The sequence below is a fragment of the Janthinobacterium sp. 75 genome (genome assembly GCF_004365495.1).
GTDB lineage: Bacteria > Pseudomonadota > Gammaproteobacteria > Burkholderiales > Burkholderiaceae_D > Janthinobacterium.
Genome location: NZ_SORD01000002.1, coordinates 55,694 through 68,847, shown reverse-complemented (window position 1 = coordinate 68,847; position 13,154 = coordinate 55,694). Strand labels below are relative to the sequence as shown.

Annotated in this window: 9 protein-coding genes; 8 read left to right on the top strand and 1 reads right to left on the bottom strand. The window is 59.5% G+C overall.

Annotation, left to right across the window (positions count from 1 at the left end; genetic code table 11):
* The first annotated feature begins 482 nt into the window (after nucleotides 1–482).
* Nucleotides 483–2,741, top strand: coding sequence for a DUF4962 domain-containing protein (locus C8C89_RS24635; protein ID WP_243858402.1), 2,259 nt, complete (start codon nucleotides 483–485; stop codon nucleotides 2,739–2,741).
* A 519-nt stretch (nucleotides 2,742–3,260) separates the two neighbouring features.
* Here the strand turns inward: C8C89_RS24635 and C8C89_RS24630 are convergent.
* Complete coding sequence (locus tag C8C89_RS24630; RefSeq protein ID WP_133993708.1) at nucleotides 3,261–3,446, bottom strand: hypothetical protein; 186 nt, start codon at nucleotides 3,444–3,446, stop codon at nucleotides 3,261–3,263.
* Between the two features lie 524 nt (nucleotides 3,447–3,970).
* On the opposite strand from C8C89_RS24630, the gene C8C89_RS24625 reads away from it, so the two are divergent.
* The 7 genes from C8C89_RS24625 to C8C89_RS24595 all read left to right on the top strand — a co-directional run bounded on the left by C8C89_RS24625 (nucleotide 3,971) and on the right by C8C89_RS24595 (nucleotide 13,148).
* Nucleotides 3,971–5,182 (top strand): glycosyltransferase family 4 protein, encoded by a 1,212-nt coding sequence (locus C8C89_RS24625; protein ID WP_133993706.1) that lies wholly within the window; start codon nucleotides 3,971–3,973, stop codon nucleotides 5,180–5,182.
* Between the two features lie 135 nt (nucleotides 5,183–5,317).
* On the top strand, nucleotides 5,318–6,409 hold the full coding sequence (locus C8C89_RS24620) for a glycosyltransferase family 4 protein (RefSeq protein ID WP_133993704.1): 1,092 nt from the start codon (nucleotides 5,318–5,320) through the stop codon (nucleotides 6,407–6,409).
* A 29-nt stretch (nucleotides 6,410–6,438) separates the two neighbouring features.
* Nucleotides 6,439–8,307 carry an asparagine synthase (glutamine-hydrolyzing) gene (asnB, locus tag C8C89_RS24615; protein ID WP_133993702.1) on the top strand — a complete coding sequence of 623 codons (1,869 nt, stop codon included), beginning with the start codon at nucleotides 6,439–6,441 and terminating at the stop codon, nucleotides 8,305–8,307.
* 7 nt (nucleotides 8,308–8,314) lie between these two features.
* Nucleotides 8,315–10,330 carry an alginate lyase family protein gene (locus tag C8C89_RS24610; protein ID WP_243858400.1) on the top strand — a complete coding sequence of 672 codons (2,016 nt, stop codon included), beginning with the start codon at nucleotides 8,315–8,317 and terminating at the stop codon, nucleotides 10,328–10,330.
* Complete coding sequence (locus tag C8C89_RS24605; RefSeq protein WP_101484366.1) at nucleotides 10,327–11,637, top strand: UDP-glucose/GDP-mannose dehydrogenase family protein; 1,311 nt, start codon at nucleotides 10,327–10,329, stop codon at nucleotides 11,635–11,637. The genes C8C89_RS24610 and C8C89_RS24605 overlap by 4 nt, the downstream gene beginning before the upstream one ends.
* Nucleotides 11,618–12,886, top strand: a complete 1,269-nt coding sequence (locus C8C89_RS24600; RefSeq protein WP_180338601.1) for a glycosyltransferase family 4 protein — start codon at nucleotides 11,618–11,620, stop codon at nucleotides 12,884–12,886. Before C8C89_RS24605 ends, C8C89_RS24600 begins: the two co-directional genes overlap by 20 nt.
* Nucleotides 12,887–12,935: 49 nt before the next feature.
* Complete coding sequence (locus C8C89_RS24595; RefSeq protein ID WP_208327813.1) at nucleotides 12,936–13,148, top strand: hypothetical protein; 213 nt, start codon at nucleotides 12,936–12,938, stop codon at nucleotides 13,146–13,148.
* The last annotated feature ends 6 nt before the right edge of the window (nucleotides 13,149–13,154 follow it).

Below are 13,154 nucleotides of genomic sequence, written 5' to 3'. Positions count from 1 at the left end.
ACACCTTTAGTTTTTTTGCATTTGAAAAATTGATAAATTTTCCTGCGGGTATCTGAATTATATTTTAACAATATATTGAAATTAAATCATTGTTTCAGTGGAGTTATTCAGGTTTTCAGTAATGAAATTTGATGAATTATGAGAAATATTTCCAGTATGAATATTGTTTTCAGGTTCATTAATTTGCTTGAAATGTTATGTTTTTTGCAGCTTGAATGATTGTATTTATATATTGTAATTGGTGTGCTTGGAGAAGATTTTTTTTGGGCTTTATTATTGGTTTTATGGCTGTTTGTTGACTTCTGGTAACGCAATTTCTTTATATCAGGTGTATAGTTGTGAAAAGGAAGTACGAGGAGTGATATTTAAGTACAGTGCATAAGAATGAAACACTGTATTTTTTATACGGCAGCCCGGCAAGCTTGATGAGGTTGCTGTGTCACTCCCGCTTATGTCCGATTATTCTACTGCTGGAGCCAATAATGATTCACAAGAAGTCTTTTTTTTCCGTCGGTCTTGCGTTGACGATGAGTGTATGTTCCGGGCCGGGCAGGGCAGACTGGGCAGAATCGACAGATTTATCCGTCGTGCGACCAGCGCCTGCGGATCGCCAGATACAAGCGCAGAACCCGCCAGCCTTTGCGTGGTCGCGCTATCCCAGCGCAACCAAGCCTCCTTCTTACACGCTGGAAGTGCAAAAAAATGGCGCGACGGTCGCAACGTTTACGTCGACCAGTAACGTTTACTTGCCTTCAAAGGCTTTTGCTGCCGGTGAGTACACCTGGCGGGTGCGGCCCAGCACCAAGGTTGACTGGTCGACGCCGCGCAGCTTTACGATCGACAGTTCGTCGCAGTTGTTTGAAGTGCCGGAAGCGGGGACGATCAAGGCCAGGATTCTGGCGCATGCGCGTCCGCGCCAGCAGGCCAGCACTTTTCTGCCTAGGTCCAAATGGACGCAAGCCATGATTACAGCGCGTGGCCCGGCCCTGACTCGGCTGAGTTCGTACGTGAGCAGCCAGATTGTTGGCCAGCAATACGCGTTGGCAGCTCCCTCGGATGCAAAATGGCCGTTGACCTCGACCATGCCGTCGGCGACGCGGACTTTATACATTAACCAAATTTCACAGTCTGTGGGCGATATCAGCAATCAGGCGCTTGGTGCGGCGGTGCTGTATCGGATCACAGGCGAGTCGAAGTATCTGCAGGAAGCGCTGACCCGAGGCGACCAACTGGCGGCGCTCAGTCCCGCTGGCATGACGAGCTATGTCAATCACGATATCGGATCGAACACCATTACAATGGCATTGGCGAAGACTGCGGATTTGCTCTTCGCCGAATTGGCGAAGGATGGAGCACGCAAGGCCCGCTGGATGGCGTCGATCAATGCGCGCTTTGGAGCGCTGTACGCCGATCTTTCCAGCGACGATGGTCGTCTCGACTACCAGCCGTATGATTCCCACGGTACGGAGGCACGAGGTTTTCTGGCTCTGGTCTCGACCTTGACGATGGGTGATATCCCTGCTGCTGATAAATGGTTCGATTTCTCCTTCCGTCCCTATGTTAATTCCATCAGTGTCTGGAGCGGCCCGGAAGGCGGCTTTTCCAATGGCACTGCCTACGGCATGTACAGCGCGGACAATATGTTGCAAATGTGGCAGCCGATGGCCGAAATCACAGGCGTGAATATCTTCGATAAACCCTGGGCTGCCGGATTTTCACGCTACCTGATGCAGTTCGTGCCGCCAGGAGCGCCCGGCCATGTGTTTGGCGATGCGCACGAGGAGGATATGTATAACTTTGTGCTGAAAGGTTTTTCGTCGCGCATCAAGTCGGCCAATGCCGCATGGTATGCCAAGAATATACCAGGCGACGAAGATGATTTGACATTGTTGCAAGCGCCATACCCGCTGCCGGTCCAGACGGTTACCGACGCGCCGCTTCCTCCAGCAAATGCCGCCTTGTATCCGAGTATCGGCTGGGTCGCCATGCACAGCAATTTGTCCGACCTCAAGCGCACCTCGGTGTATTTCAAGTCCAGTCCCTACGGTTCCTATAATCATAGCCACGGGGACCAGAATTCGATTGTGATCGATAGCGGTGGACGCCGTTTGTTGATTGAATCGGGTTACCAGGACTATTTCTATTCGCCGCTGGGTCTGTCATGGTATCGCCAGACCAAGGCTAAAAACGCCATCACTTTCAATAATGGCGTTGGGCAAATCATCGATCAAAATACGCAGAATCTGGCCATGAATGGCAAGATCACGGCGTTTTCCACGACGCCAACACTGGACTATGCCGCCGGCGATGCGACGCCTGCCTATGGTGGCGCACTGAGTTCGGCCGTGCGCAAGGTATGGTATGTGCGCGGACAGGATGCGGTGGTCGTGGTCGACAAGCTGAGCGCGCCGACGGCGCTGTCGTTTGAATGGAATCTGCATGCGGGTGGGCCGATTCTCAAGGAGAGTTCGACTGCTGTGAAGATTAGCAAAGTCGACCGCACGCTGTGTATCAGCTCCCTGGGCACTGAAAGTAATGGCTATCAAGTCCGCTCAGGACCGCCGCCAAAGCAGGGGACGACGGAAGACCATGGGGCATTCGTCAAGTCGGTGAAGGCGAAGTCTGCCGAATTTATCGTATTGCTTGACGTGGGATGCAAGCGTCCGAAGACGACGCTTACGTCGACACAGACGGGCAGGGTTCTGAAGGTGGGAGCGCAGACGATCACGATTCCGAACTAAAGAAGTGACGTTCACACAGGCACTGTCATGCAGTGCCTGGCTTGATAAGCCTGCGGCGTGCCGCAGGCTTTTTTCAATCTGACAACAGAAACCGCTCGATTTCTTCCCCCGGCTGCTGCTACGCTCGCGTGCTGCTTGGCCTGGCGAATCTGGTTGCTGAGCTTGGTCCTGAAATCAGCGTCTTGCAAGGCACGCAGCAGCGCGCTGTGCATGGCGCAGGCGTCGCTGCGTGGGACGAATCCTCCGTTATCGCGACTCAGGGTGGCTACGATCGCCTCATCGCGTGTCGCAATCAGCGCTCTACGTTGCGCAGCACGCGCAGAAGCACACTTTGGCCGCAGGCCTCCCCTTGACTCTTGAAGTGCATGGCAAGGACCCGACTGTGCGCCAGCAGTGCTTCAAATTTTCCTTCAGCAATATCCCGGTACACCATGGCATGGGGGTAACTGCAGCATCAATCTGCTTGTGCGCTGAGGCGACGATGCAGTTTGGCGCATCGATATCGCGCGTCGCCCTCAATCACAGTGCATCGTCGCGATTGGAATAGCCGCCGCTGACAATAAAGCCATCACCGAAAATGTCCGCCGCATCTGCCCGGCCATCGGGCGCCTGGCGCCACCGATGGAAATGCACGGCAGTCGTATCCATGCCGACGTCGTCGAGCAGATTCCGGACTTCGCCTTGAGAAAAGGCGATAAACCCCATGGGTAGCGTCGCCATTGCCCGGCCCGGTTGCAATACGGCGCAGCCCGCTGCCCATGGATGAAGCTAGCCATGACCAGTAACTTCTTGGGACGAGGCAACATTCTGAAGCGTATCATGGCAAGTATTGGCAGCGATTGCCAGCCGACCACCAGGATGCGGTCGCTGGGCGTCCAGGGGCCGCACGCTCGCAGCAATGGTGGGGAGAACATGGACTTCAGAATGCATTTCTTGCTATGTATCCCTGCAGCGGCGTTTGCCGGCCCAACGATGCTCACTTGCGCTGGCGCAAATGATTGACTCCATCGCGATAGTTGCCAGCTTGCGACAACAAAATATGCATCATCGACGCCTCGCCAAAAAAATGCAATTATCACATTAACTACATCCCGAGCGACATATGCACGTAAAAAGATGTTATCAAGATAATTTTTTGCCGAATGGTGATATATTCTGCAAGTTTTTTCCGTCGTAGTGAGCCGTATTCGGCCTCTATTTGCATTTTTCGGCTATTTTTCTGATCGACTATGTTCCTAAAAATTCTGCAGTTCGTGCCCGAGACCTTGCCCACTTTCCGCGCCGATGTCAGCGTGTTGTTTGGCAAGTATCTGCCCCGCCACCAAGTACTGTGCGATGTGGTCGGCAAGGCGTCTCCCGATGCCCCCGACCTGCAAGGCTTCCGCTCGGTGCGTCGACCAGCTTACCAGCGTAGCCGGGTGCGTCGTGAGCTGGCCTATTTGTGGCTGAGCCTGAAAGCCTTGCTGGAAGCGAAACGGGGAGAGTGTGATGCCATCCAGGTGCGCGATATGGTACCGCTGGGCTGGCTGGCCATGCTGATCGCCCGACGCAAGGGCATTCCCTTCTATTATTGGGTGTCGTACCTGATGAGCGAAGGGCGCATTGAGCGGGCGCAGGAACAATTGCAGCGCGGCGCAGGCTGGCGTAGCCGGCTGGTGCTATGGAAGGGGCAGCTGGAGCAGGCCATGTTGTACAAGGTGGTCTTGCCGCGCGCGCAACACGTTTTCGTGCAAAGTGACGCCATGCTGGCGGTGCTGCAGGCGAAGGGTATTGCAGGACAGCGCATGACAGCGGTGCCGATGGGCGTTGATATGGAGCTGCTCGGCAAGTCCCAGCCTCAGCCGCTCCGGCCGGAAGGCTGGGAGGATGTGCCCCTGATTGCCTATCTCGGTACGCTGGACAAGTCGCGCCAGCTGGAGCGGGTGATCGACGCGCTGGCGATCATGCGCGCAACTTCACCGACGGCTTGCCTGCTGTTGATAGGCAATTCGCCGACGCCACACGATGAAGTCATGCTGCTCGAGTATGTGCGTCAATTAGGACTGGCCGAGGCCGTGCGTATCACGGGCTGGCTGCCACCGGCGCAGGCGTGGGAATTGCTGGTTGCCGCCGATGCAGCCGTGTCATTCATCCCCCGCGGGCCGCTGTACGACGTCAGTTCGCCCACCAAGCTGCTCGAGTACCTGGCGCTTGGCATGCCAGCCGTGGGGAATGACACGCCAGACCAAGTACATGTACTGGAAAGTAGCGGCGCCGGCTGGCTGACAGCCAGCGACCCCGCTGCGCTGGCGCAGGCACTCAATGAAATCCTGGGCGATCCTGCTGCCGCGCGCAAACGGGCCGCCACGGGGCCAGCGTTTATCGAAGCGCAGCGCAGCTACCGCGAACTGGCTGCCATGCTAGCCAAGCGCTACCGTACCTTGTTGTCCGCGCTTCCCTGACGGCGCTAGCACAGTTGCGGGGGAGGTTGTTATGTCATTGGCGCAGTAGAGTCATTAAACAACAATAAAACTATTTTGGAAAAATGTCGTGTTTTTGCCAACCTTGTTGCTAAGAAATAAACTATACTCCCGGATATGACTACTATCATGTTGCTCGGTCCTTCCCTGGGTGCCGTCAGTGGGGTGAGCACTCACTTGAATCAGCTGTTGCAGTCAGCGTTACCGCGTGAGTTTCGCTTCGTGCTTTTTCAAGTCGGTAGCGAGGGCAGGGGGGAATCGCTGCCAGGCAAAGTGTGGCGCCTCTTGCTTAGCCCTGTCCTGTTTCTCATCGCCTTGTTGCGTGAGCGTCCGGCGATCGTGCATTTGAATACGTCGATGGAGCCCAAGAGCTATTGGCGCGATGTCGTGTATCTGGCAATTGCCAAGCTGATGCGTAAAAGGGTTGTTTATCAGGTGCATGGCGGCGCCTTGCCGCAAGAGTTTTTCGGTGGCCGGCATCTGTTGACGGGCCTGCTGCGGCGCGTCCTGCGCCTGCCCGATGCGGTGGTGCTACTGGCGCAGTGCGAATTGCGCGGCTATCGCAGCTTCGATGCAACCCTGGCGCTGGAGGTGATTCCGAACGCCATCGATGCGGGTCTGGACGCGGGTGCCAAGCCGCTTGCGCCGCAGCGCCCGTTGTCTCTGGTGTACGTGGGCCGCCTGGTGGACAGCAAGGGGCTGTTTGAACTGATCGAGGCGATGCAGTTGGTGCGCGGTGCCGGCGTGGCGGCGAGCCTGTCGCTGGTTGGCAGCGGTCCGGACGAGGCGGCACTGCGCGAGCGGGTGGCGGCCTTGGGCTTGCAGGACACAGTGACTTTCCTGGGACAAAAATTTGGTGCGGAGAAAGACGCGGCGTGGCGCAATGCCGACCTGTTCGCCTTTCCCACGTATCACGAGGGTTTGCCGTATGCATTGCTCGAAAGCATGGCGGCGCGTACGCCGGCGCTGCTTTGCCCCGTGGGCGCGATTCCCGATGTGGTGCAGGATGGCATACATGGCGTATTCGTGCCGCCGCGCGATCCGCAGGCGCTAGCCGATGCCATCGTGCGCCTCGATGGCGACCGCGCCTTGTTGCAGCGCATGGGACAGGCGTGTCGCGAGCGCATCGAGAGCCACTATACGGTCGAGCGGCTGGCGCAGGATTTCCGCCGCGTCTACAGCGCGTTGCTGGCGTCGCCAGCGCTCTAGTCGGTCCCCTATTTTTTAAGCGAGCCATTATGTGCGGTATTGCCGGTTTGATTTTCCCTTCGTCCGTCGCCGGCATGCCGGCTGCGCTCGACGCCATGGGGCGCGCCATCGCGCACCGCGGCCCCGATGACACGGGCGTGCTGCTGGCCAATAGCGCCGATGGTGCTTGGCAGCTGGGCTTGTTGCACCGGCGCCTGTCCATCATCGATATCGCCACGGGGCACCAGCCGCTGGGCAATGAAGATGGTGATGTACAAATCATCTTCAATGGTGAAATCTATAACTTCCAGCCTCTGCGCGACGAGCTGATCGCGTTGGGCCACCATTTCCGCACGGCTTCCGACACGGAAACCATCGTGCATGCCTACGTGCAATGGGGCGAGGAGTGCGTACAGCACTTCCGCGGCATGTTTGCTTTTGCCATCTGGGATGCGCGCCATGAGCGTTTGTTCATGGCGCGCGACCCCTTCGGCAAGAAACCCCTGTTTCTGTGGCAGCACGAAGGCAAGCTGGCTTTCGGCTCGGAAATCAAGGCCCTGCTGGCCTTGCCGGACGTGGCGCCGCAGGCTGACCAGGCCGCCATCTGGGATTATTTTGCCTACCGCTACGTGCCGGGCCCGGCTACTTTATTCCAGGGTATCCGCAAGCTGGCGCCCGGTTCCACGGCGACATGGGAAAACGGCGTGCTGCGCGAGCGCGTGTATTACACGCCGCCCGACAGCCGGCCCCGCTTGGCGGTGCCGTTGCCGGCCGACCCCGTCGCCACTTTCCTCGACAAGCTCGATGAATCGGTGCGCATCCGCATGATTTCCGACGTGCCTTTCGGCGCTTTCTTGTCCGGCGGCATCGACTCGTCTGCCGTGGTGGCGCTGATGTCGCGCCATGCGGGCGTGCCCGTGAAAACCTTTTCCGTCGGTTTCAAGGAGGGCGGCTTCAGCGAACTGGCGTATGCAGCCGATATCGCCCGCCAATTTTCCACGGAACACCATGAGCTGGAAGTGTCCGTCGACCAGGTCATCGCCTTGCTGCCCGACCTCGTGCGTTTCCGCGACGCCCCCGTGGCCGAGCCGTCCGACATTCCCATCTACCTGCTGGCGAAAGAATCGCGCAAGACGGTCAAGATGGTCTTGACGGGGGAAGGCTCCGATGAAATCCTCGGCGGCTACCCCAAACACGTGTACGAGCGCTATGCGGGCAATTATCAGATGCTGCCGGGCCTGCTGCGCCACGGCCTGATCGAGCCGGCCATCGGCGCCTTGCCCTACCGTTTCCGGCGCGCCAAGACGGCCATCGTCAACCTGGGCCTGGAAGCGTTCGACGAACGCATGCCGCGCTGGTTCGGCATGATGTCCGACCAGGAACGCGCGCGCCTGGTGGCCATGCCGGCGCCGTCGCGCCAGCGCGACCCCTCGCTGGGCTGTGGCAGCGCCGGCAACAGCGCCTTGCGCCGCATCCTGTGCTTCGACCAGCTGAGCTGGCTGCCCGACAATCTGCTCGAGCGGGGCGACCGCATGACCATGGCGGCCTCGCTGGAAGCGCGCATGCCCTTCATGGACCACGAACTGGCCGCGTATGTATCGAGCCTGCCGGACGAGTACCGCGTGCGCGGCCGCACCACCAAGTGGATCTTGCGCGAAGCCATGAAACAGCTGCTGCCGCAAGCCATCCTGGAACGGCCGAAAGTGGGCTTCCGCGTGCCCGTCAACGAATGGTTCCGCGGGCCCATGAAGGATTATCTGTACGAGCACCTGACGGGCGCCGAGTCGCGCACGCGCCACTACTACCATGCGCAAGCACTGCAGCAGGTGCTGGCTGAACACGTGGCTGGGCGGCAAAACCACGAGAAGCTGTTGTGGAGCTTGCTCACCCTGGAAATCTGGCATCGCCAGTATTTGTGAGAGGCCCATGCTGAGCAATCTGTCCTGGAAACTGAACCGCTTGCGCGCCATGGGGGCGCCCGAGGTGGCGCACCGCGTGCGCGATGCGGTGCAGCAACGGCTGCAGGCGCGCGGTTACGGCCTGGCGCTGGCGCCGCCACCCGCTGTGCGCCAGCGTTTCGGCGCGCCATGGCTGGGACTGCCTATTGATGCGGCGCCGCACCAGGCGGCCGCCGAACGCATCCTGGCGGGCCGTTTCGACGTCTTTGCCTTGCGCGATGCGGACCTGGGTTTCCCTCCGCAATGGAACCGCGATCCGAAGACGGGCACCGTGGTGCCGCTGGGCTTTGGCAAGACACTCAATTACCGCGATGAAGCGGTGGTGGGTGACATCAAATGCCTGTGGGAACCGAACCGCCACCTGGCCGTGGCCGACCTGGCGATGGCGTATCGACTGGGCGGCGACCTGCGCCATGCGCACGGGGCGCAAGCCTTGCTCGAATCGTGGTGGCAGCAGTGTCCGTATCCGCTGGGGCCGAACTGGAGCAGCGCGCTGGAACTGGCCTTGCGCCTGGTCAGCTGGTCGCATGCGTGGCACTTGCTAGGCGGCATCAACAGCCCCCTATTTGAGGGCGCGCAAGGGCAGGCGTTCCTGCAGCGCTGGCTCGACAGCATCTACCAGCATTGCCACTTCATCGCCGGCCACTTTTCGCGTCACTCATCGGCCAACAACCACCTGTTTGGTGAATTGACGGGCTTGCATATCGCCGCGCTCACATGGCCTTGCTGGCCGGAAAGTGCCGGCTGGCTGACGCAAACGGAATGCGAGCTGGAAGCGCAGGCGCTCAAGCAAAACGGCGCGGATGGCGTGAACCGCGAGCAAGCTATTTATTACCAGCACACGGTGGCCGACGAAATGCTGCTGTGCGTGCTGGCGGGCCGCGCGAATGGCCGGCCCCGCTCCGCCGCTTTCCTACAACGCCTGGAAGCCATGCTGGAATTTATCGCCGCCATGACGAACGTGGCGGGCGAGGTGCCGATGATCGGCGACGCAGACGACGCGCTGCTGGCGCACTGGGACAAATCCCCTGGCGCCAATCCCTACACCTCGCTGCTGGCCAGCGGCGCGGCCCTGTTCGGTCGCGCCGATTTCAAGGCCAAGGCACGCACCTTCGACGAGAAAAGCGCCTGGCTGCTGGGCGCTGCAGGCAGCCAGGCGTTTGACGCCTTGCCGGACCTTTCGCCCGAAGCCTTGCCGCGCGCTTTCCCCGATGGCGGCTATTACGTGATGGGTGCGCGTTTCGATACGCCAGGTGAGGTGCGCCTGACCGCTGATGCCGGTCCGCTGGGCTACCTGGGCATTGCCGCACACGGCCACGCCGATGCGCTGGCGCTGACCTTATCTGTGGCGGGCCAGGCGGTGCTGGTCGACCCGGGCACCTATGCCTACCACACGCAAAAACAGTGGCGCGACTATTTCCGCGGCACCAGCGCGCACAACACCGTGCGCATCGATGGCCGCGACCAGTCCGAGTCGGGCGGCAACTTCCTGTGGCTGCGCAAGGCCCAGGCCCAGTGCCTGGTGTGGCGTGAGGATGCCGACGGGCAATTCTGGAGCGCCAGCCATGACGGCTACCTGGGCTTGAAAGATGCTGTGCTGCATCGGCGCGAGGTGCGCGTGGCGCCCGGCGCCGCGCTGATCGTGGTCGATGACGTGCTCGAATGCCAAGGGGCGCATGAGGTGGAGCAGTTCTGGCACTTCGATCCCCGCTGCCGCTTGCAGCTGGACGGCCATGTGCTGCGCGTGGCGGGTGACGCTTTCTCGCTGGAAATGCATTTGCCGCCCTTGCCGGATGCCTCCGTGCAACTGGTGTGTGGCCGCGACGATCCGCCGCTGGGCTGGATTTCGCGCCGTTTTGATGAAAAGCAGGCTGCACCTGTGCTGGTCTGGCGCGGGCGGCTGCAAGGCACGGCCACCTTGCGCACGGAGTTTCACCTGAGTTTGGCTACCCCTGATCTGTCAGAAAATACGAGGAAAACATGAAAATTAGCATATTTGGTTTGGGTTATGTGGGTGCCGTCTCGGCTGGTTGTCTGGCAACGGATGGACACGAAGTGATCGGCGTTGATCCGAACAGGACCAAGGTGGAGCTGATTAACCAGGGCACCACGCCCATCATTGAAAAAGACATCGGCGAGATGATCGCCGCCACCGTGAAGAGCGGCCATTTACGGGCCACCTTCGACGTGCGCGACGCGGTCTTCGGCTCGGACATGTCGCTCATCTGCGTGGGCACGCCGTCGCAGCTCAATGGCAACCTGGACCTGAGCCACGTGCGCAAGGTGTGCCAGGAAATCGGCGCCGCCATCCGTGAAAAAGACAGCTTCCACGTCGTTGTGGCGCGCTCGACCATGTTGCCCGGCTCCATGCGCTCGCTGGTGATCCCGACCCTGGAAGCGGCCTCCGGCAAGGTGGCTGGCGTCGATTTCGGCGTGTGCAACAATCCGGAATTCCTGCGTGAAGGCACGGCCGTCTACGATTACTACAATCCGCCGAAGACGGTTATCGGCGAGTCCGATGAAAAGGCCGGCGCGCTGCTGGTGCAGCTGTATGAAAAGATGGACGCGCCGCTGGTGCGCACGGATGTGGAAACGGCCGAGATGGTCAAGTACACGGACAACACCTGGCACGCCGTCAAAGTGGCGTTCGCCAATGAAATCGGCAATATCTGCAAGGCTGTCGGCATCGATGGCCACACGGTGATGGAAATCTTCTGCCAGGATACCAAGCTGAACCTGTCGCCGTACTACATGAAGCCGGGCTTTGCCTTCGGCGGCTCGTGCCTGCCCAAAGACGTGCGCGCACTGACCTACAAGGCGCGCAGCCTGGACCTCGATTTGCCCTTGCTCAATTCCATCCTGCCATCGAACCAGAAGCAAGTGGAAAAGGGCATCAAGATGATCGTCGACAAGGGCGCGCGCAAAGTGGGTATCCTGGGCTTTTCGTTCAAGGCCGGTACGGACGACTTGCGCGAGTCGCCGCTGGTCGATGTCATCGAGTATCTGCTGGGCAAGGGCTACGAGCTGAAGCTGTACGACAAGAATGTCAACCTGGCCGCCTTGACGGGCGCCAACCAGGATTACATCCTGAACATGATCCCGCACATTTCCAAGCTGATGGTGGACAACATGCAGGACGTGCTCGATTTTGCCGACACCATCGTCATCGGCAATGGCGCGGCCGAATTCAAGACCGTACCAAACAGCCTGCGGCCGCACCAGCACATCGTCGACCTGGTGCGTATCAGCAAAGAACAAAGTGGAGAACAGTATGACGGCATCTGCTGGTAAAACCGTGGGCATGGGAGCCCAGCCGAGGCGGGTGCTGATCCTGGTGGAAAACCTGCCTTCGCCATTCGACCGGCGCGTGTGGCAGGAGGCGACCACCCTGCATGCGAACGGCTATGAAGTGTCGATTATCTGCCCGACGGGCAAGGGCTATGAAGCGCGCTACGAAGCCATCGACGGCATCCATATCTACCGCTACAACCTGCCGCTGGAGGCGGAAGGGGCCAAGGGTTACCTGGTGGAATATTCACTGGCCCTGTTCCATACCTTCCGCCTGGCATGGAAAGTCCATTTTGCCCGTGGTTTCGACGTGGTTCACGCCTGTAATCCGCCTGATTTGCTGTTCCTCATCGGCGGCTTCTTCAAGTTGACGATGGGCAAGCGTTTCCTGTTCGACCACCATGACATCAACCCCGAGCTGTACGAAGCCAAGTTCGGCCGGCGCGATTTCTTTTACAAGCTGATGGTGCTGTTCGAGCGCTGGTCGTTCCAGAGCGCCGACGTGTCGATCGCCACCAACGAGTCGTACAAGAAGATAGCCATCGAGCGGGGCGGTATGAAGCCCGAGGATGTCTACGTGGTGCGCAGCGGACCCAAGCTGGACCGCTTGCGCGTGCTGCCGCCCGTGCCAGCACTGAAGAAGGGCCGCAGCTACCTGGTCGGCTACGTGGGCGTGATGGGCGCGCAGGAAGGCATCGATCTGCTGCTGCAGGCGGCACAATACATCGTGCAGACCTTGAAGCGCGAGGATGTGCAGTTCGGCCTGGTGGGCGGCGGCACCTCGCTGGAACAGATGAAGCAGATGGCGCAGGACCTGGGCATTGCCGACTACGTGACGTTTACGGGGCGCGTGCCGGATCAGCAATTGCTGGAAATGCTCAACACCTCGGACGTGTGCGTGAACCCGGACGTGGCCAACGACATGAACGACAAGTCGACCATGAACAAGATCATGGAATACATGGCCCTGGGCAAACCGATCGTGCAGTTTGATCTGGTCGAAGGCAAGGTTTCCGCACAGCAGGCATCCTTGTATGCATTGAAAAATGATCCTGTCGACATGGCGCGCAAGATCGTCGAATTGCTGGACGACCCCGCCCGCCGCGAGCAGATGGGGGCGTTCGGCCGCCATCGCGTGGTCAACGAGCTGGAGTGGGAATACGAAGCGCCCAAGCTGCTGGCCGCGTATGCGCGCCTGTTTCCCGCTGCCGCGCCTGCCGCTTCGGTGACCTTGAGCAAGGACGGCCGCTGAGTGTGTCGCCTGGCCAGCCAGGCGCAACCCTGATGGAGCATGTTCGACCGTGACAGCAATGATATTGGCGGCAGGCCAGGGCACGCGCGTGCCGCCTGGCGTGGTACTTGATGAAAGGATCGCCTTCAAGGATTATAGTGTCGACCGTGCCGGCCAGATGCTGCATGTTTCCCAGTATGAGACTGAGGCCTGGGGCAATGCGCGCGACCGCCGTAGCCTGCGCTGCGCTGCAACCCCGCCGGCCCTGTATGCTGCCCAATAAACTGTT

Excerpts from the sequence above, each read along its gene's own strand:
- asnB (WP_133993702.1), top strand. The coding sequence starts at position 6,439 with ATGTGCGGTATTGCCGGTTTGATTTTCCCTTCGTCCGTCGCCGGCATG.
- C8C89_RS24635 (WP_243858402.1), top strand. The coding sequence starts at position 483 with ATGATTCACAAGAAGTCTTTTTTTTCCGTCGGTCTTGCGTTGACGATG.
- C8C89_RS24610 (WP_243858400.1), top strand. The coding sequence starts at position 8,315 with ATGCTGAGCAATCTGTCCTGGAAACTGAACCGCTTGCGCGCCATGGGG.
- C8C89_RS24605 (WP_101484366.1), top strand. The coding sequence starts at position 10,327 with ATGAAAATTAGCATATTTGGTTTGGGTTATGTGGGTGCCGTCTCGGCT.
- C8C89_RS24620 (WP_133993704.1), top strand. The coding sequence starts at position 5,318 with ATGACTACTATCATGTTGCTCGGTCCTTCCCTGGGTGCCGTCAGTGGG.
- C8C89_RS24630 (WP_133993708.1), bottom strand. The coding sequence starts at position 3,446 with ATGGGGTTTATCGCCTTTTCTCAAGGCGAAGTCCGGAATCTGCTCGAC.
- C8C89_RS24625 (WP_133993706.1), top strand. The coding sequence starts at position 3,971 with ATGTTCCTAAAAATTCTGCAGTTCGTGCCCGAGACCTTGCCCACTTTC.
- C8C89_RS24600 (WP_180338601.1), top strand. The coding sequence starts at position 11,618 with ATGACGGCATCTGCTGGTAAAACCGTGGGCATGGGAGCCCAGCCGAGG.